The organism is Chitinophaga sp. CCNWYY40, assembly GCF_037483205.1.
GTDB classification, from domain to species: domain Bacteria; phylum Bacteroidota; class Bacteroidia; order Chitinophagales; family Chitinophagaceae; genus Chitinophaga; species Chitinophaga ginsengisegetis.
The window spans coordinates 545,363-563,551 of the sequence record NZ_JBBHLF010000001.1 but is presented as its reverse complement, the minus strand read 5'-3'; the positions used below and the strand labels follow the sequence as shown (position 1 = coordinate 563,551).

General features: G+C 47.6%; 19 protein-coding genes. 11 read left to right on the top strand and 8 right to left on the bottom strand.

The annotated features are described in order from the left end of the window. The first annotated feature begins 32 nt into the window (after positions 1 to 32). A complete protein-coding gene (locus V7S65_RS02305) occupies positions 33 to 617 on the top strand; it encodes a hypothetical protein (protein ID WP_336386349.1) in 585 nt (194 codons plus the stop codon). Positions 618 to 697: 80 nt separating this feature from the next. Here V7S65_RS02305 and V7S65_RS02300 read toward each other — a convergent pair whose 3' ends face one another. Both V7S65_RS02300 and V7S65_RS02295 read right to left on the bottom strand, forming a co-directional pair. Then, complete coding sequence (locus V7S65_RS02300; protein WP_079468426.1) at positions 698 to 1,348, bottom strand: hypothetical protein; 651 nt, start codon at positions 1,346 to 1,348, stop codon at positions 698 to 700. Between the two features lie 5 nt (positions 1,349 to 1,353). Further along, positions 1,354 to 1,854: an RNA polymerase sigma factor gene (locus V7S65_RS02295; protein WP_079468427.1), complete on the bottom strand. Its 501-nt coding sequence runs from the start codon at positions 1,852 to 1,854 to the stop codon at positions 1,354 to 1,356. 173 nt (positions 1,855 to 2,027) lie between these two features. On the opposite strand from V7S65_RS02295, the gene V7S65_RS02290 reads away from it, so the two are divergent. Next, on the top strand, positions 2,028 to 2,528 hold the full coding sequence (locus V7S65_RS02290; protein WP_336386350.1) for a DinB family protein: 501 nt from the start codon (positions 2,028 to 2,030) through the stop codon (positions 2,526 to 2,528). 28 nt (positions 2,529 to 2,556) lie between these two features. Here V7S65_RS02290 and V7S65_RS02285 read toward each other — a convergent pair whose 3' ends face one another. Next, on the bottom strand, positions 2,557 to 3,099 hold the full coding sequence (locus V7S65_RS02285; RefSeq protein ID WP_336386351.1) for a hypothetical protein: 543 nt from the start codon (positions 3,097 to 3,099) through the stop codon (positions 2,557 to 2,559). Positions 3,100 to 3,307: 208 nt separating this feature from the next. Here V7S65_RS02285 and V7S65_RS02280 point away from each other — a divergent pair, with 208 nt between their 5' ends. Further along, positions 3,308 to 4,492 (top strand): threonine aldolase family protein, encoded by a 1,185-nt coding sequence (locus tag V7S65_RS02280; protein ID WP_336386352.1) that lies wholly within the window; start codon positions 3,308 to 3,310, stop codon positions 4,490 to 4,492. A gap of 15 nt (positions 4,493 to 4,507) precedes the next feature. Here V7S65_RS02280 and V7S65_RS02275 read toward each other — a convergent pair whose 3' ends face one another. Beyond that, a complete protein-coding gene (locus V7S65_RS02275) occupies positions 4,508 to 4,858 on the bottom strand; it encodes a winged helix-turn-helix transcriptional regulator (RefSeq protein WP_079468431.1) in 351 nt (116 codons plus the stop codon). Positions 4,859 to 4,943: 85 nt separating this feature from the next. Here V7S65_RS02275 and V7S65_RS02270 point away from each other — a divergent pair, with 85 nt between their 5' ends. Further along, complete coding sequence (locus tag V7S65_RS02270; protein ID WP_336386353.1) at positions 4,944 to 5,762, top strand: SDR family oxidoreductase; 819 nt, start codon at positions 4,944 to 4,946, stop codon at positions 5,760 to 5,762. A gap of 6 nt (positions 5,763 to 5,768) precedes the next feature. On the opposite strand, the gene V7S65_RS02265 is transcribed toward V7S65_RS02270, so the two are convergent. Then, positions 5,769 to 7,004, bottom strand: a complete 1,236-nt coding sequence (locus tag V7S65_RS02265; RefSeq protein WP_336386354.1) for an RNA polymerase sigma factor — start codon at positions 7,002 to 7,004, stop codon at positions 5,769 to 5,771. 41 nt (positions 7,005 to 7,045) lie between these two features. Continuing rightward, the gene (locus tag V7S65_RS02260) at positions 7,046 to 7,387 is read right to left on the bottom strand and encodes a YciI family protein (RefSeq protein WP_079468434.1); all 342 of its coding nucleotides are present in this window, start codon (positions 7,385 to 7,387) and stop codon (positions 7,046 to 7,048) included. 198 nt (positions 7,388 to 7,585) lie between these two features. Here V7S65_RS02260 and V7S65_RS02255 point away from each other — a divergent pair, with 198 nt between their 5' ends. Further along, on the top strand, positions 7,586 to 8,383 hold the full coding sequence (locus V7S65_RS02255) for a class I SAM-dependent methyltransferase (protein ID WP_079468435.1): 798 nt from the start codon (positions 7,586 to 7,588) through the stop codon (positions 8,381 to 8,383). On the opposite strand, the gene V7S65_RS02250 is transcribed toward V7S65_RS02255, so the two are convergent. Both V7S65_RS02250 and V7S65_RS02245 read right to left on the bottom strand, forming a co-directional pair. Further along, positions 8,384 to 9,913, bottom strand: coding sequence for a site-specific DNA-methyltransferase (locus tag V7S65_RS02250; RefSeq protein WP_336386355.1), 1,530 nt, complete (start codon positions 9,911 to 9,913; stop codon positions 8,384 to 8,386). It abuts the gene before it with no gap. A gap of 62 nt (positions 9,914 to 9,975) precedes the next feature. Next, positions 9,976 to 10,479: a GNAT family N-acetyltransferase gene (locus tag V7S65_RS02245; protein ID WP_336386356.1), complete on the bottom strand. Its 504-nt coding sequence runs from the start codon at positions 10,477 to 10,479 to the stop codon at positions 9,976 to 9,978. Positions 10,480 to 10,628: 149 nt separating this feature from the next. On the opposite strand from V7S65_RS02245, the gene V7S65_RS02240 reads away from it, so the two are divergent. The 6 genes from V7S65_RS02240 (at position 10,629) to V7S65_RS02215 (ending at position 18,187) form a co-directional block, all read left to right on the top strand. After that, positions 10,629 to 11,648 (top strand): LacI family DNA-binding transcriptional regulator, encoded by a 1,020-nt coding sequence (locus tag V7S65_RS02240; protein WP_336386357.1) that lies wholly within the window; start codon positions 10,629 to 10,631, stop codon positions 11,646 to 11,648. 107 nt (positions 11,649 to 11,755) lie between these two features. Next, the gene (locus V7S65_RS02235; RefSeq protein ID WP_310010119.1) at positions 11,756 to 12,898 is read left to right on the top strand and encodes a glycoside hydrolase family 172 protein; all 1,143 of its coding nucleotides are present in this window, start codon (positions 11,756 to 11,758) and stop codon (positions 12,896 to 12,898) included. A 19-nt stretch (positions 12,899 to 12,917) separates the two neighbouring features. Next, positions 12,918 to 14,480, top strand: a complete 1,563-nt coding sequence (locus tag V7S65_RS02230) for an aldehyde dehydrogenase (NADP(+)) (protein ID WP_336386358.1) — start codon at positions 12,918 to 12,920, stop codon at positions 14,478 to 14,480. 9 nt (positions 14,481 to 14,489) lie between these two features. Next, positions 14,490 to 15,272, top strand: coding sequence for an SDR family oxidoreductase (locus tag V7S65_RS02225; protein ID WP_336386359.1), 783 nt, complete (start codon positions 14,490 to 14,492; stop codon positions 15,270 to 15,272). A gap of 21 nt (positions 15,273 to 15,293) precedes the next feature. Further along, the gene (locus V7S65_RS02220; protein ID WP_336386360.1) at positions 15,294 to 16,922 is read left to right on the top strand and encodes a UxaA family hydrolase; all 1,629 of its coding nucleotides are present in this window, start codon (positions 15,294 to 15,296) and stop codon (positions 16,920 to 16,922) included. 32 nt (positions 16,923 to 16,954) lie between these two features. Further along, positions 16,955 to 18,187: a DUF6786 family protein gene (locus tag V7S65_RS02215; RefSeq protein ID WP_336386361.1), complete on the top strand. Its 1,233-nt coding sequence runs from the start codon at positions 16,955 to 16,957 to the stop codon at positions 18,185 to 18,187. Positions 18,188 to 18,189 lie beyond the last annotated feature (2 nt).

Below are 18,189 nucleotides of genomic sequence, written 5' to 3'. Positions count from 1 at the left end.
TTGTCTGTCTTAAAAAAAGATACCCTGATCTTATGAAACGGCATATATTTCCCGCGTTCACAGCTGCCATCATTTTATTTTTTGTTACCGGCAATTGTTTCGCGCAACAGGCAGACAGCATTAAGCAGGCGCAATTCCTGGCATTGATAAAGAAAGCAGCTGTTACACTGAGAAATGAAAAGGCTGATGCCAAAAAGCTGCAGAAAGCAGAAGCCGCCATGAAAGCAACGCAGGATATTTATTATAAGAGAAGGGACAGCCTGCAACAAGCTGATGATAGTCCACAGCCGGTATATGATGCGAACAGTGTTGACCTCGGCGCAGTAGTGATGACAGATCTCGCTGCAAAAGAAGACACCTCAAAGGAACACAAGGATTACCTGGCTGCGCTGCTAACACGTAATACCCTTACCATTATTCATATTTTCGGGAAAGAGGCCGGCCAGGATACCTGGCTCCTGCTGGCAAAGAAACTGAACTACGAGGGGAAGGATTATGCACAATACCTCCAGTCGTTTTCCTATAGCGACAAAACCAAAGACGCTTATATAAAGGTGATCAAAAATTCGTTGCTGGACTTGGCGAAGGAAGAAGCGAAAAAGCGGTCGGATTATTAATATTTTCCAGTTTACAAATGCAGGGCCGGTTCCATTTAGCCTCAAAAGCTTTGTGGACCGGCCTTACCGATAAGCTACCGTCATCCGGCACTTCTATACTCTCTCACTTGCCTCAGCAAGTCCATCGATTTTATAATCGGATCCCATTCTTTTCCTTTAAAAATTAAGCGGAACCATTTCTTTTCCCGGTTCTCATACCGGATATTAAGAAACAGCCATACAGCAGGATAGGTGAAGGCGGCCGTTACTAATACCTGGATCAATACAAGCACCGTATTGCCATGCAACAACATATCCTTCGTAAGGTAAAAGGTAGTCCATACCGGCAATTGCAGGAAAAGCAACCGTGCCACCCAAAGCGTGGATGCCTTCAGCTGGGATAATTTTTCCTGTGCAGCCAGTACCGGCTCATCAATATCCAACTGGTGCACTAAGATCAACTGGTACAGATAGATAACAATGGCCACTTGTGTCAGCAACACCTGGATCCCTGCTGAAACCAGGAAAAAAAGGCTGGCAACATGAAAAAAATTAATGATCAGCGTGTCCACAAAGGCGACCCATAAAATCCCCACAATGATGGTAAACATCTTTATGGGCTTCATTGAAGCAATAAAGTGCTGCACCTTTATCCGGGTAATGTCTGCGGCCACTTCCTTGTTAAACAACAGGGTTTCTTCCAATTTTTTGTCATACGTTTTCCAGAGATGAATCATTTCTTTGTCTTCCATTTTTGTTACGTTTTGATGGACGAAAACTTTTGTTTTAAGATGCCCTTGATCCTTGCGATTTTAGTAGCTACATTGGTTTCCGACAGCCCCATGATTTCCCCTATCTCCCGGTAACTTTTTTCTTCGAGATAGAGCAGCATCAGTGCCTTATCCAGCTCTTTCAGCTCGGCAATAAAGCGCTGCAGAAAACCAATATTTTCCGCTGTTTCGTCTTTGACATTGGTATCCACGATATGCAGGATATCTTCAGACAAGGGACTGGAAGCCTGTTTGCGACGGGTTCCTTTACGATAAAATGAAATAGCCACATTCAACGCAATACGATAGATCCAGGTGGAATACTTAACCTGGCCGGTATAGCTGCCAAATGACCGCCATAACTGGGTAATGATTTCCTGGACAAGATCTTTCCTCTCTTCTGCATCCTGGCAGTAAGATTGGGCAATCTTATAAATAATACCCTTATTTGTTTGTAGAACAGCAAGAAACAGATCAGTTGAATTCATTCGTTGAATGCTATTTCTTAATTATTCGCACCAATAACAGAAAAATCACATTTTCGGGGAAGTTTTTCTGGGATTTATGGCCTGTCGGCACAAAAAAGCCACATTCGTAAATGTAGCTTTTTTCACCAGTATCAGGTGAATATCCTATTTTTGACAAGACCATCATGATAAATATGACAAAACCTTTCAGACAAGGCGCCATCGGTGCATTGCTTGATGAATATGAAAAAGCCATTTCAGACTTGAAAGAAGTGATCAGCACCATACCCGATCACGCACTCACCATCATCACCGATCCACATACGGCCGACGAAAACTGCCGGTCGGTTCAAACCATATTGTCGCATGTAGTCAACTCCGGCTATGGCTATGCCACCAGCATTCACAACCTCCGGGGCCCCCAGCTGACGCGGCCCGCCAAAACATTTCATCTTACCACAAACGCCTACCTGGAAGACCTGACCAATGTTTTCATCTTCACAGAAAAAGTATTCGAAGCATTTAAAGATGATGAATTGGAACAAATGGATAACGCGTTGAAAATAAAGGCTGGCTGGGGACAGGTATACGATATAGAACAAATGGCCGAACACGCCATTGTTCACGTACTCCGGCACAGGCGGCAAATTGAGAAGATCAAACAACAACAGCTTTCCGATATTTTAAGCCGGTAATTTTTAACTGGGGCAGCCGGCACCTGCTTCAAAATACAATACCTACGACAAACACATTTGCATTTACAGATTTTTCGCCGAACACAACGCTGTGATCTTCTTCCGCTATCCTGTCGGGGTACCGGTATTTGTATCCGCGATAAATATAAGAAGCGAACACGCCTATCTTATTAAAGTGCCAGGCAACACCGGCGCCGGCTCCATAGAAGTATTTACCGGACTCATTGAAAGTAACCGACTCCTGCCCTGCGCCTGACGGAACCTCCGCAGTACGGGTTACATTATAGCCATTCCGCCCGAACTGCCCGGTGATGTAGGGATCGATGCTCCCGAAACGGTGTTTGATCTTCACATCCGCAAATACCGGGATCAGCGTATGGTCATTGTAAGAAGTAAGCTCCACGCCAGGCCCAACACTAATGATATGATTCAGCAACTCCACATTAGCGGTCACCCCGCCACCGCCGCTGCCGTCGTGGATCATGCCATAAGCGTAACCATACAACAGTTTCTCCCGCTGGGCGAAAGTAAAAAGCGGTAAGCACAATAGAAAAAGCAGTATATTTTTCATGATCGTATGATGTTTCTCTTTTGTTTTAACAACCGGTCCGGTAATATTGTTGCCGGTGTTTTCCTTTGCCTGAAAATATATGAATACAACAGGTATCCCTGCAGAAAGCATATAAAAAAGCAATAACGCACAATGAAAAGTAAGGTGCCGCGTTTGTTATATTTACCGGATAAACAGGTAAACATCTCCCCGTAAAAATAAACTGTCTATGGCTTATATTCAACGCAGAAATTTCCTTAAAGCAGCCTCCCTCAGCGCATTAGCAGGCGCTTTCCCGTTGATATCCGGAGCAACACCTCATCATGACAACATGGATCCCGACAAAGACAGTGAAAGGATCTATTTTATCAACGACGGTATTTTTTACAGGCCGGCAGATTATATACAACAACTTCAACTTATCCAGCAACAACATCCTATCACCAGGGATTTTTACGGCACCGATGGTACGCTGAAAGAGCTGCTGGATAAATGCTGCGAGATAACCGACAAGGAAGCAGCGATATATATGCCATCCGGTACACTGGCCAACCAGCTGGCATTGCAGGTGCTTTCCGGCGATAATCCGAAGGTGATAGTACAGGAAAGCAGCCACGTGTACCGTGATGAGGCCGACGCTGCGCAAACAGTGTTTAACAAAAGACTGATCCCGCTGGGAAAAGAACAGGCCACTTTTACGTTAGATGAACTGAAGCAGGCCATCAGCTGGCATAAAGCAGAGGAAGCGTTTGAAGCCCCGGTAGGCGCGCTATCCATAGAAACGCCGGTGAGAAGATTTACCAATACTTTTTTTCCTTTGGAAGATATTACCGCTATCACTGCCTATTGCCGGGAACAAGGCATAAAAACACACCTGGATGGCGCACGGCTGCATATATCCGCCGCATTCACCGGGAATAAAGTGATCGACTATACGAAAAACTTTGATACGGTATATCTCTGTCTTTATAAGTACCTCGGCGCACAGGGCGGCGCTATCCTGTGCGGTGAAAAGAAAGTAATCGATAAAATGCCTCACCTGCTGAAAGTACACGGCGGCGGCATTTTCACCAACTGGGGGAATGCCGCTATGGCGCTGCATCACCTGCAAAACATCGACAGCGTGCTACAGGAATCCATCAGGAAGGCGCAATCACTCTTTAAAGAACTGAACAACATTGGCGGCATCAAAATAGCTGCACGGGAAAGAGGTACCAATATCTTCGACCTGCATTTTGATAAACAGATAGATACCGTAAAAACGGCTAAATGGCTCCGTGATGAGAAAGGGATAATTGTAGGTCAGCCGCAATCTTACGGCGCTTCGCGTATGATGGTGAATGCAACGATCCTGAGAAGGGATAACGCCGCCATTACAAGCGCATTTTCAAAAGCGCTGCGTATCGGCAGCTGATTGCGCCACATTACATTACTTTTTTGACCGGATCTTATTTTTATGCTGTTGCCCCCAATTAATCATGGCCTGGATAACCGGTCCTAATGTTTTGCAATAATCATTGGAGGTGTACTCCACCAACGCCGGCGATTCGTCATATACGGTACGCACTACCAGGTTATTTAGTTCCAGCTCCTTCAATGCGCGGGAAAGCATGCGCGTAGTGATACCAGGTATGCTGCGTTCTATTTCCCTGAAACGCCTATTGCCATTGCAAATGGAGTTAATAATAGGTAAGGTCCATTTACCGCCTACTACATAAATTGTATCCTGCAATGCTTTTAACTCTGCCTGTTGATTTCTTGGCTGGATGACTTTTTCCATACTATCCTTTTTTGGTATACTCTGTGATACTGGTAACAAAGTTATACCAATTTACCGATAGTTTTGTGTCATAAATAATTGCATCATGAACAAAACTATTTTTATTACCGGCACCAGTTCAGGACTAGGAAAGGCCAGCGCCCGTTATTTTGCAGAACAGGGCTGGAACGTAGCGGCCACTATGCGCAGCCCGGAAAAGGAAACAGATCTGACAAAATACCCCAACATCAAAATATTCCGGCTGGATGTTACCAATCTTGCTGAAGTGCAGCAGGCCACACAGGATGCCATCAATGCGTTCGGAAAAATTGATGTGGTGATTAACAACGCCGGCATGGGCGCCTATGGCGCGCTGGAGCTGGCAAAGGAAGCGGATATCGACTGGCAGTTTGCCGTAAATACGCGCGGGCCCATTAATATTATCCGTGCGTTTCTGCCGCACTTCCGTAACAACGGCGGTGGTATGTTTATCAATGTGAGCTCCTTTATGGGTCTTACTACAGCCGTACCACTGGGATCGTTGTATAATATGTCGAAGTTCGCGCTGGAAGGGCTTACAGAAGGACTGTACTATGAGCTGAAACCACTTAATATAGAGTTGCGGTTAATTGAGCAGGGCGGTTCTACGGACAACAATTTTATCAACAATGTTGTCTGGAATGTAAACCCCGACATCACAGTGTATGAGGATCTTACCCGCAAACTGAAACACCTGTTTGAAACAGCGGACAGGAGCCTGAAAGATGATACACTGGATATTGTAAAAGTACTCTTCGACCTTGCCACCAGGAAAAGCAATAAATTCCGGACGGTTATCGGTAACTCCGGCAACGGCCTGATGGCGCTGAGAAATTCGGTGCCTATTGAAACATACCTGGAACAAATATCGCAGAACTTTTCCTGAGCCGGCTTACCCCGCCTCCAGCCGGGCCATTTTCTTTTGAATAGTTCGTTTATCCGCTTCCGTTTTAGCGAGTAATAAAGCTTTTTGAAGATGGGTAACGGCGCGGGTATTATCAATATCTGTATACAATTCTCCCAGCAACACAAAGTAATAATGATTATCCGTGAGCTGCAGCTTTTCTGCTTCTGCGATGGCCACTTCCTTTCCATTGGCTTTTGCTAATGCATACGTTCTGTTCAATGCCGCCACCGGCGAATAGCAGATCTGCAGCAAACGGTTATACAGTTGCAGGATACTCTCCCATTTTTCCGGTGTATCCTGCTTCTGTGTATTCCAGTAAGCGATGGTAGCTTCAAGATGATACCGGGAAAGCTTTTCCCCGCCGGAAGCTTCATGCAGGAACCATGCGCCTTTGGCGATCAGCGTTTCATTCCAGCGCGATTCATCCTGATCCTGGTACAGGATAATTTCACCGTTCTCATTCCGGCGCGCCTCAAACCGCGATGCATGAAAACACATCAGGGCAAACAACGCATTTACCCCCGGTGTATTGGTGGAAGGATTTTCCAGCAACAGGTAAGTGAGCCGCATGGCTTCCAGGCAAAAGTCTTCCCGCAATACCACATCCTGGCTTTCAGAATAATATCCTTCGTTGAAAAGCAGGTACAGGGTGGTGAGTACGGTATCCAGGCGTTTTTTAATTTCTGTTTTCCCCGGAAATTCCATCTGTACTTTTTCTTCCCGCAGTTTTTCTTTCGCCCGGAATAAACGTTTATTAATAATTTCCTTATTGGTTAAAAAAGCATTGGCAATTTCTGTAATCCCAAACCCACACAGGATGCGGAGTGCAAGCCCTATCTGCGCCTCTTTTGAAATACCGGGGTGGCAGATGGCGAAGATCATCTGCAACTGGCTGTCGGTGATATTTTTATCAGACAGGTCGATGTCCGGTTCTTCACTGCCGGAAGCAGTATATTTTAACTGGCTGGCAATTTTTGCCGCAAACAGGTGATTCCGCTGAAAATAATTCTTTGCTTTATTTTTTGCCACCAGGTACAGCCATGCCGTTGGATTCTCCGGAATTCCTTTATAGGTCCAGGTTTCCATCGCCGACAAAAAAGTTTCACTGGCAATGTCTTCGGCAACTTCCAGGTGTTCGATGCCAAAAACCTTACAGAGCACCGCCGTTATTTTCCGGAACTCTGTACGGAACAGATGTGGTATTAATTCAGCTTGTGCCATACATGAAAACAGCCCCTGTTGCACAGGGGCCTGTATAGTTTTTAGTGACGGTCCACTTTCCTTACTTCCACGGTGTTACCATCTCCCTGTAACACGGGGCTTCCTTTTGCAAACTCCACCGCTTCCTCTACCGATTCCGCTTTTACAATAATGTACCCGCCAATGGTTTCTTTTATTTCGCCGAAAGGCCCGTTTGTGACTACGTTATTATGATGTACCACCCTGCTGTCGGCAAAAGGCAACCCATTACCTTCCACGAATTTGTTTTGTGCGGCAATGCCCCCGATCCAGTCCATAGTTTGTTTCATCCAAACCTGGATTTGCTCCGGGGAGGCTACTTTGGTGCCATCCTCGTGTCTGAAAATCAGCATAAATTCTTCCATTTTTTTAAGTTTTAAGTGTGATAATATACCTTATAACAAATGGAATGGCAGCAATTGGACATACCACATCAAATATAACGGAATAAAGAAACAAACGGCCGAAGTACTGATCACGCCGCTTTAACAGGCACTATTTTGGCGGTAGCTTTTAGGTATTTATATGATTTTTTTTATATCTTGTTCTAAATAAATGAATTTATGGAGAAATATTTTTCCGGGGAGGTGTTGCATGGGGATGATTTTACCCTGGATGAAATCAGGCAATGGTACGATGATGAAAAGGAGGGCTACGCGGGGCTTGTATCCGGGTATAAGGATTATCATTACGGCTATCACCGGGTTAACCAGCTTTTTGGATTCAAATATCTTCCGGAAAAAAAATTTAAAAGAGTACTGGGCATCGGCTCTGCTTTTGGTCATGAATTTAAACCTATCAGTTCGCAAATAGAAAGTCTCTATATTTTAGAACCCTCGGATAACCTGGTGTCCGATACCATCGGGCAGGTGAAAGTAACTTACAAAAAACCGAATGTAGATGGTAAAATAGATTTTCCTGATAACTATTTCGACCTGATCGTTTGCTTCGATACGCTTCATCATATTCCCAACGTAAAAAATGTGCTCAGGGAAATGTACCGCTGCCTGGAGCCGGGCGGGCATTTACTGCTGAAGGAACCGGTGAATAGTATGGGCGACTGGCGCGAAACGAGGCAGGGACTTACCAAATGGGAAAGAGGTATTCCTTATGAATATTTCCGGAAAAATATTCCGGAGATAGGGTTTAAAGTGGTAAAGAAAAATCACTTTTTCACCATGACTTCCTTCCTTGTCAGGAAAACAGAGAAGTTGCTGGCAAAACCTATTTATGAATATCCATTTTATCTTTTTATAGATAAATACCTGTCTAAAATATTCTCCTGGAATATTAAATATCACCCGGTGAATAAGTGGCAGCGGATTTCTCCTACTGAAATATTTTATATTCTTTCCAAATAACTACCGATCCGGATTTTCCAACTTATATACACGGAAACCATCGTCGAAGCTGGCGCCGGTTTCCTCTTTTATTGCTTTGCCGGCTCTCCGGATCCGCTCCTTCCCTATCTCACAAATATTTTTGTAGCCGGCGTGAAAAGCGTCGCTGTCTTCAGCGGTAGGCTGAGGCTCCTGCACCAGGATAAACTTCCGCTGTACACCGGTGTGCGCCGCCAGTGAATATACCGCATGCGCTGTGGTGGCAGATCCCGAAAAGAAATCCAGTACAATATCATCTGCGGAGGTAGCCAGGGCAATCAGTTCACTGATCAGTGATATCGGTTTTGAATATTCAAATATTTTCTCCCCAAACAATCTGCCCATGTCTTTCTTGGCATTATCGTTCGAAAACCGGTTATCGATAAAATCAAGGCTGGTGAAGGCTTTGGTTCTTTCTTTCATTTCCACCGCATATCCGCTGCCTGCTTTGGAAATAGTAGCTTTCTCGTATGTTTTAGTATAAATGCGATAGCCGTGCCTCGATTGCTTCAACACTACAAACCCATTCTTTAATCCAAATTCAAACAGCGCTTTGCTCCATCTCCAGCAAAAATCGCTTTGAGGATTACGCTGCTGCCGCTTCAACATCTCTTCCCGGGTGGCGTTTCCGGGTCTTAATACCTGTCCTTCTATCTCAATTTCATAATCCAGGGAGGCCGAATACTGGATGGAGCTGTAGTCCAGCGTTTGATTTAATTTATACTTACCTCTTTCCGGTTCATATTCATCGGAGTGGACGTATCCCTGCGCTTCAAATGTACAGGCGTTAAAGCGGGCGTAGGGCGACTTACGGTAGCACAACACATAATCATTATTTTTGGCGATCATGTTAGTTGACTTACCGGCTTTTTTGGTGATGCGTGGCAGGCAACTCACAAAATTTATCTCTCCAAAAATTTCATCACAGATCCTGCGAAGATTTGGCAGCTCCCTGTCGTCGATAGAAATAAAGATGATCCCGTCTTCGCGCAGCAAGGCAGCGGCCAGTTTCAGCCGTGGATACATCATGGAAAGCCAGTTGGCGTGGGCCTCCGGTTGTTCATCCTGCGTCCCGTTCAGCGTGTTTCCATTGTTTTGTGTAAAATTATCGCGGTATACAAAGTTTCGCCCGGTGTTATAGGGCGGATCAATATAAATCATTTTTATTTTATGAAGATGGCTTTGCTGCAGCAATTTCAATACTTCGAGATTATCTCCTTCGATATAGCTATTCGCTGTTTCCTCAAAGTGCAGGGAATCCGTTTCCACCGGGCGCAGCACCTGTGTGGCCGGCAGGTGAGCGGCGACAATGGAAGCACGCTTCCCGGGCCATTCCAGGCGGTATCTTTCCCTGGGCCCTTCCACTACGGCATGGCCGATTTCCTGCTTCAGCAAATCAAAATCGATGACTTTACCGTTAGCACTTTCTACAACACAATCCGGGAAGAGGGCGGCAAGTTTTTCGAGATTTTCATTCACCAAACCGGGTGAAGTGAGTGCTGCTTTTTCCATGCTGATCGGCTTCTGTTTACGGGTGGCGGCACATGCCGGCCCAACTGCTAAAGTAGGAAATATTACAGCATCTGCCAGTCGGCTTTCTGTAACACCATATTATGCGTATGCCATATTTTTCCGCCTACCACTGTAGTACTGGCCATATCCGGGTTAATCCGGAATCCCAGCTGTGTATAACACGCAATGGCATTATGATTCCAGTCGAACACATTCAGGTCAACTGCCGTATGTTCCGTAGTGCTGAATAATTTATTAACCATCTCCTTCACCACCAGTTTCCCCAATCCTTTATTACGCATGCTCTTTTCGCCTATCAGGATGCGCGACAAACGGGGCATTTCTTTCTCAAAATTCAATTCGCAATGACCAATCACCTGGTTTGTTTCCAGTAACCGGATTTTAAAAGGTTTCTTTTTTGTTTGTTCCAGGTAGGCGGTTAATTGCCCGTGGGTTAACGGGTAAGTAAACAACGGGCCTGCAAACTGTATCAATGCTTCTTCATTGTCAACCCACGATATAAAACGGTCGAAATCCGCGGCAGTAAATGTTTCCAGCTGTATCATGCCTTTAAAAATAGACCATTGCAGGTAAATATACAAACGACTGGCTGTATTCCGCCACTATCCTTCTTCTGCACTAAAAATACTTCTTCTCTCAAAAAAAATCTTTCCAAAAGCTTGCAAACTTAAACGTTTAAGCATATTTTTAAAAGATGAAGAAAGTCTCGCTGAAAGATATCGCTACCGAAGCAGGTGTATCCACTGCACTGGTATCTTATGTGCTGACCAACAAAGACAAGAAGGCCAGGATCGGGGAAGAGATGGCGAAGAAGATCCGTGAAATTGCGCGGAAGCTGAATTACCAGCCCAATCATATTGCGCGCAGTCTTAAAAGTGGCCGGTCTTTTACCATTGGCCTGATCGTAGCGGATATCTCCAATCCTTTCTTTGCCAATATTGCCCGTACAATTGAAGACGAGGCCAAAAAGCATAATTATAACGTGATTTTTGGCAGCTCCGACGAAAACGTGGATAAGTCGCAGGACCTGATCAATGTGCTCGTAAACCGGCAGGTAGACGGCCTTATTATCACCCCTACCGAAGGATCGGAGCAACAGATCCGGCAATTGCAGGAGCAGAAGATTCCTTTTGTGCTGATCGACCGGTTCTTCCCGGAGATTGCTGCCAGTTACATTGCCGTTAATAACCGGGAGTCCGCAGCTGGCGCGGTATCGCATCTTATTAAGGCAGGCAGGAAGCGTATCGGTATGGTGGCGTATAAAACCACGCTGCATCATATCAGTGAAAGGATAGGCGGCTACCAGGATGCTTTACAACAACATGGCATAAAGGCAACAAACAGTTTACTGAAGAAGGCGAGATACTCACATTTAAAAGAAGATATCCGGCTGGCTATCGGTGAGCTGCTGAAAGGAAAACACCCGGCAGATGCTATCTTTTTTGCCACTAACAGCCTGGCCATAGAGGGACTGAAATATATTAATACACTGGGGATACGCATACCCGATGATCTGGCGGTGATTACATTTGATGAAGGGGAAGCGCTGGATTTGTTTTATGCGCCGGTAACGTTTGTAAGACAGCCGATCCTTGAAATAGGAAAGGCCGCGGTGCGTGTGCTGCTGGAACAAATCCTAGACGATACTACTGCCACCACGGCTATTTGTATTGACACAACGCTGGTGGTGAGAAAATCCTGTGGCAGCCGGTAATGTACGACCACGTATGAAAGTGATCTTTTAAAATTTATCAGCTTGCTTAAACGATAAAGCTATATTCAGCAGAAACCCGTAGAAACCTAATCTTTTAATATTCACGTATGATGAAAAAATTATTGCTCCTGTCTTTTATTGCGGTCTTCACATGGACGGCCACCAGCGCCCAGCAACCTTTTAATGGCCTGGAGATGAACATGGGAAACCTCTATCGTTTGTCTGATGCAAAAACCCGTTCTATCAGCCCGGAAAACCTCACCGGCGAACCCGGCAAAGGCGGCATGGCCACACTCGACCAGGGCAATGCCCGCGGCGCTGCGAGAGAACTGGGCCAGGGCTGGAAAGTAAATCCATATATTCATATCGAACCCGGCAAAACCGTTACCCTGGCAGAAATTACCGGCCCCGGCGCCATCCAGCACATCTGGATGACACCCACCGGCAACTGGCGCTACTCTATCATCCGTTTTTACTGGGATGATGAAACCACGCCATCCGTAGAAGTACCCGTAGGCGATTTCTTTGGGATGGGCTGGGGCGAATATGCACCGCTCAACTCACTGGCAGTATGCGTAAATCCAGGCAGCGCCTTCAACTGCTACTGGGCCATGCCCTTCCGTAAGAAGTGCCGCATCACAATGGAAAATATCAACACAGAAAGAATGACCTTATACTACCAGGTAGATTACACCCTCACCAATGTACCTGAAGATGCCGGTTATTTCCATGCACAGTTCCGCCGCAATAATCCCGTGAAAGACGCCAGCTTTACCATGATCGACGGCGTGAAAGGAAAAGGCCAGTACGTAGGTACCTACATCGCCTGGGGCGTTAACAACAACGGCTGGTGGGGCGAAGGAGAAATAAAATTCTTTATGGACGGCGACAAACAATATCCAACCATTTGCGGCACCGGTACAGAAGACTACTTCTGCGGTTCCTATAACTTCGATACCAAAGGCCGCTACCAGGAATTTTGCACACCGTACTCCGGACTATCACAGGTGATACGCCCCGACGGATTGTATAAATCCCAGCAACGGTTTGGATTGTACCGCTGGCACATTATGGACCCCATACGTTTTGAAAAAGAACTGAAGATCACCATCCAGGACCTCGGCTGGCGCAGCGGCGGACGCTATCTTCCGCAACAATCGGATATCAGCAGCGTAGTATACTGGTACCAGCGTGAACCACATGCACCGTTCCCGAAACTGCCGGCCATGAATGAGCTGGAAGTAAACTAATCATAAAAATACCAGGAAGATGAACAGAACTTCGTTGACAGGATTGCAGATGATCGGCAATAACTTTTCCGGTGAAGGCGACCATACCTTCCGGGCATTCGCACCCCTGCAGCAGCAATGGCTGCCACAGGAATTCAGGGAAGCCACCACCGGCGAAATTGATTCGGCTTTAAATTTAGCCGCACAGGCTTTTACGGTTTATAAAAAAACAACCCCGCAGCAAAGAGCCGCTTTCCTGCAGGCGATTGCAGAGGAAATAATTTCCCTGGGAGATGAATTAATCAATGTAGCTTCTGCAGAGAGCGGACTACCGCTACCGAGACTACAGGGAGAACGAGACCGTACTACGGGACAGCTGCGGCTGTTTGCCGCTACCATCACGGAAGGCTCCTGGGTAAATGCGCGGATCACCACACCCGCCCCGGATTTACGGCAAATGCAGATTCCCATAGGCGTTACCGGTATCTTCGGCGCCAGCAACTTCCCGCTGGCATTCTCCGTAGCCGGCGGCGATACCACCGCTGCACTGGCTGCCGGCTGTACCGTGGTGTTTAAAGCGCATCCCGCACATCCGCATACCTCCCATTTAACGGCTACGGCTATACGCAAAGCGGTACTGCGCACCAATATGCCCGATGGCGTATTCTCCCTGGTACATGGCACCTCCCATGAAACGGGACAATACCTGGCGGCGCATCCGCTGGTATCCGCCATTGCTTTTACCGGCTCCTTTAAAGGAGGCAAGGCACTATTTGACACGGCTACACGAAGAGCGGTGCCTATTCCTGTATTTGCGGAAATGGGCAGCGTAAACCCCGTATTTTTTCTTCCGGGAATACTTCGGGAGAAAGGAACCGCGCTGGCCACGCAATTCCTGCAATCTGTTACCCTGGGCACCGGGCAGTTTTGTACCAATCCCGGTTTGTTTATCACCGCAGCAGGTAATGACACGGATGCATTTATCAACGCGCTCCGGCAGGGCGTAGGCACATTGCCAAACGGCTACATGCTCACACCCGGTATATTAGCCGCGTATAATAACGGTATTGCCACCCTGCGTGAGCAGGGCGTAGAAGTACTGGGTGAAGCCCCCCCTGCTGATCAACAGGCCACTCCCAGCCTGTTGCAGGTTACAGCCGCGCAGGTGCTGGAAAACCCGGCCCTTTGTCATGAAGTGTTTGGCCCCTCCTCCCTGCACATCCACGCCGGCAGCATAGAAGAAATATACACAGTGGCCCGGCGGCTGGAAGGACAACTCACCGCCACCATTCATGGTACTGAAGAAGAACTGCAGCAACACGCAGCTTTAATAGATATCTTACGGGAGAAAGCAGGCAGGATCATTATCAATGGTTTCCCTACAGGCGTAGCCGTTAGTCATGCGATGGTACATGGCGGCCCCTGGCCGGCTACCACTCCTGCCGCCGGCACATCCGTAGGCACCGCAGCGATCTACCGGTTCTGCCGCCCCGTATGTTACCAGGACTTCCCCGCTTACCTGCTGCCACCGGAACTACAGGATGAAAATCCTATGAAGATATGGCGACAGGTGAATGGCGACATTTCAAAAAACCCCCTCTAAATATTACGTATGGACCTGGGTTTAAAAGATAAGATCATCATCGTAACCGGCGGCGCCAAAGGCATTGGCGCCGCTATCAGCGCAGTACTGGCACAGGAAGGCGCCATTCCTGTTATCATCGGCAGAAGTGAAGCCGATAATCTCCTGCAACTGGAACGTATCCGTGAAGCAGGCGGCAATAGCGCACAGGCTGTAGCAGAACTGACCGATCCGCTGGCCTGCGAAAAAGCCGTGGCCGCAGTAGCCGCGGAATTCGGGCGGATAGACGGACTTGTTAATAACGCAGGTATCAACGATGGCGTAGGACTGGAAAAAGGCAGCTACGAAGCGTTTATGCAATCATTGCACCGCAACCTCGTACACTATTACCTGATGGCACATCATGCGCTTCCCTTCCTCAAAACATCAAAGGGCGCTATCGTAAACATCACTTCCAAAACCGCAGAAACCGGTCAGGGTAACACTTCCGCCTACGCTGCCGCCAACGGCGGCCGCAATGCGCTTACCCGTGAATGGGCCGTGGAACTGCTGCCTTTCAGCATCCGCGTAAACGCCATCGTGGTAGCCGAATCGTGGACGCCTTTATATGAAAGCTGGATCAATACCTTCCCCGATAAAGCAGCCAAACTGGCCAGCATTGTGGAACGCATTCCTTTCGAAAAACGTATGACCACTCCCGAAGAAATTGCCCAAATGACGGCCTTCCTCCTGTCGGGGAAATCAAGCCATACCACCGGGCAACTCATTCATGTGGATGGTGGCTATGTACACCTCGACAGGGCACTGGTATAAATTTATTTTATTCAAGCAACGATGAAACAAAGCATATTACAAATCCATCCCGGGGACAACGTTTGGGTAGCATTGCAAAACATTCCTGCCGGCACAGCAGTGAGCAATGGGGCACAAACAGTAACGGCTATACGTGATATTGCCGCCAAGCATAAAATAGTCGCGGGCAGCATCCCAAAAGATGCGCCCATTATCATGTACGGCGTACTGGTAGGACTGGCCAACGAAGATCTTCCTGCCGGTGAACTCATCACCACCCGGAATATACGCCATGCCTCCGGCCAGTTCAGCGTGAGCGGCGAGCGCCACGCTGAATGGACACCACCGGATACATCTCCCTGGAAAAACCGCACCTTTATGGGCTATCCCCGCAAAGATGGCCGCGTAGGCACCGGTAATTACTGGGTAATTATTCCGCTGGTGTTCTGCGAAAACCGCAACGTACAGCTGCTGCATGAAATGCTGGTGAAAGAACTGGGCTACCGGGAACCCTCTCCCTATGAATCCATGCTGCAACAATTGCTGCGGGACTTCCGGCAGGATCATTCCGCCGCTACGGCCACGCTTACGCTGCCCACCCGTACCTTCCCCAACATTGATGGCATTAAACTGCTCACGCACACCATGGGCTGCGGCGGCACCAAAGACGATGCACGTACACTCTGCGGATTACTGGCGGGCTACATCACTCATCCCAATGTGGCCGGCGCCACAGTGCTGAGCCTCGGATGCCAGAATGCGCAGATCAGTATTCTTAAAGAAGAAATTGAAAAGCGGTCACCGGGCTTCGACAGAACCGTTATCTATCTCGAACAGCAACAGGTAGGTTCGGAAAAAGAACTGATGACGCAGGCACTGCAACAAACCTTTGAAGGACTAACGCAGGCCAACAACTGGCAGCGGCAACCTGCACCACTCAGCAAATTATGTATTGGTATGGAATGCGGCGGCTCCGACGGGTTCTCCGGCATCTCCGCCAATCCGGCGGTAGGCAAAGTGGCCGATATCCTGGTAGCCTTGGGTGGTTCGGTGATCCTATCGGAATTCCCGGAACTATGCGGTGTGGAACAGGAACTGAGCGATCGCTGCGTTACTACGGACATGGCTGCACGCTATGTGCAGCTGATGCGTGATTACGCCAGCAGAGCGGAAGCTGTAGGCTCCGGCTTCGACTCCAACCCTTCTGCCGGTAACATCCGCGACGGGCTGATCACAGACGCTATCAAATCGGCGGGCGCGGCCAAAAAAGGCGGCTCCTCTCCTGTAACGGATGTAATAGATTATCCCGGATGGGTACAACGTCCTGGACTTGCCCTGCTATGCACACCCGGCAGCGATGTGGAATCCACTACAGCGGAAGTGGGAGCAGGCGCTAACATTGTACTGTTTACCACCGGCCTCGGCACGCCTACCGGCAACCCTGTTACACCGGTCGTTAAATTATCTACCAACACTATACTCGCCCGCAAAATGCATGATATCATTGATCTTGATACCGGCACCATCATCAACGGAGAAGAAACCATTGACGAAGTAGCTGCGCGTATCATGGAAATGGTGATAGACACTGCCAGCGGCAACTACCAGACGAAAGCACAGGTACTCGGACAGGATGATTTTATTCCCTGGAAAAGAGGTGTATCATTATAGTTCATTTTCTATCACACTAAAATGCCATCGTTATGAAATCTATCCTTCTCTCCGGTTGTATTGCTGCAGCGCTTTTTGGCTGTAACGGCGCCGGACCAACGAAAGAACCCAACAATATGAAGCCTTCAAATTTTGGTGAAGATGTAACCTTTTTACAGCAACATCTGAAAAATGTAGTGGTATTGAAAAATGGCAGCGACAGTGGACGGCTGGTGGTTACCGGCGACTACCAGGCGCGTGTAATGACCAGCACCACCGGGGGTGATAAAGGAAAGAGTTTTGGCTGGATCAATTACAACCTGGTGTCATCACAGCAATACGCACCGCATATCAATGCCTTTGGCGGCGAAGAACGTTTCTGGCTGGGACCGGAAGGCGGACAGTATGCACTCTTCTTTCTCCCGGGAAAACCTTTCGACTTTGCCAACTGGCAAACACCCGGCCTGATAGATACCGCACATTATGCAGTAACTGCACAATCAGAGAACAGTATCACCTATCAGCAGGAAGGAACAATTCAAAATTATAAAGGCAGTGCTTTTCACTTGCAGATCAACAGAACCATCCGCCTGTTGAACAACGCGGACATTGTTTCCAGTATTGGCCTTACACTACCCGCTGGTATCAGCAGCGTGGCCTATGAAACAGATAACACCATTACCAACAAAGGCGACAGCAGCTGGCAGGAGGAAAACGGGTTGTTAAGTATCTGGCTGTTAGGCATGTTTAAACCATCTGATCAAACGGCTATTGTAGCGCCTTTCAGACCAGGGCCTGATGCTAAACAACATATTACAGATGATTATTTTGGAAAGATACCAGCGCAGAATTTACAGTTAAAAGACAGCCTGCTGCTATTCCGTGCAGATGGAAAGTCGCGCGGCAAACTGGGCCTCTCCCCGCTCGTAGCTAAAAAAGGTGCGGGTAGTATTGACCTTGAAAACAACACGCTCACCGTACTGCTCTATGACGTAGTACCACAGGGCCAATATGTAAATTCAAAATGGGAATTTCAGAAAGAACCTTTCAAAGGTGATGCGGTGAATTGCTACAATGATGGGCCACTTGCCGACGGCACACAAATGGGTCCCTTCTATGAAGTAGAATCCTCTTCCGATGCGCGCGCACTGAAAGCAGGCGAATCGCTCCGTTACCGGCAAACCACGCTGCACTTTGAAGGCGACCGCAAAGCATTACAGGCACTGGCCATGCAACTGTGGCAGCTCCCACTGGAAGACGTACAACATTTTCTTACCAACAAATAATT

Coding starts and splice junctions, on each gene's coding strand:
- V7S65_RS02275 (WP_079468431.1), bottom strand. CDS start 4,858: ATGGAAAAAGTCATCCAGCCAAGAAATCAACAGGCAGAGTTAAAAGCA.
- V7S65_RS02300 (WP_079468426.1), bottom strand. CDS start 1,348: ATGGAAGACAAAGAAATGATTCATCTCTGGAAAACGTATGACAAAAAA.
- V7S65_RS02270 (WP_336386353.1), top strand. CDS start 4,944: ATGAACAAAACTATTTTTATTACCGGCACCAGTTCAGGACTAGGAAAG.
- V7S65_RS02255 (WP_079468435.1), top strand. CDS start 7,586: ATGGAGAAATATTTTTCCGGGGAGGTGTTGCATGGGGATGATTTTACC.
- V7S65_RS02250 (WP_336386355.1), bottom strand. CDS start 9,913: ATGGAAAAAGCAGCACTCACTTCACCCGGTTTGGTGAATGAAAATCTC.
- V7S65_RS02260 (WP_079468434.1), bottom strand. CDS start 7,387: ATGGAAGAATTTATGCTGATTTTCAGACACGAGGATGGCACCAAAGTA.
- V7S65_RS02245 (WP_336386356.1), bottom strand. CDS start 10,479: ATGATACAGCTGGAAACATTTACTGCCGCGGATTTCGACCGTTTTATA.
- V7S65_RS02230 (WP_336386358.1), top strand. CDS start 12,918: ATGAACAGAACTTCGTTGACAGGATTGCAGATGATCGGCAATAACTTT.
- V7S65_RS02225 (WP_336386359.1), top strand. CDS start 14,490: ATGGACCTGGGTTTAAAAGATAAGATCATCATCGTAACCGGCGGCGCC.
- V7S65_RS02280 (WP_336386352.1), top strand. CDS start 3,308: ATGGCTTATATTCAACGCAGAAATTTCCTTAAAGCAGCCTCCCTCAGC.
- V7S65_RS02285 (WP_336386351.1), bottom strand. CDS start 3,099: ATGAAAAATATACTGCTTTTTCTATTGTGCTTACCGCTTTTTACTTTC.
- V7S65_RS02240 (WP_336386357.1), top strand. CDS start 10,629: ATGAAGAAAGTCTCGCTGAAAGATATCGCTACCGAAGCAGGTGTATCC.
- V7S65_RS02290 (WP_336386350.1), top strand. CDS start 2,028: ATGACAAAACCTTTCAGACAAGGCGCCATCGGTGCATTGCTTGATGAA.
- V7S65_RS02295 (WP_079468427.1), bottom strand. CDS start 1,854: ATGAATTCAACTGATCTGTTTCTTGCTGTTCTACAAACAAATAAGGGT.
- V7S65_RS02235 (WP_310010119.1), top strand. CDS start 11,756: ATGATGAAAAAATTATTGCTCCTGTCTTTTATTGCGGTCTTCACATGG.
- V7S65_RS02215 (WP_336386361.1), top strand. CDS start 16,955: ATGAAATCTATCCTTCTCTCCGGTTGTATTGCTGCAGCGCTTTTTGGC.
- V7S65_RS02305 (WP_336386349.1), top strand. CDS start 33: ATGAAACGGCATATATTTCCCGCGTTCACAGCTGCCATCATTTTATTT.
- V7S65_RS02265 (WP_336386354.1), bottom strand. CDS start 7,004: ATGGCACAAGCTGAATTAATACCACATCTGTTCCGTACAGAGTTCCGG.
- V7S65_RS02220 (WP_336386360.1), top strand. CDS start 15,294: ATGAAACAAAGCATATTACAAATCCATCCCGGGGACAACGTTTGGGTA.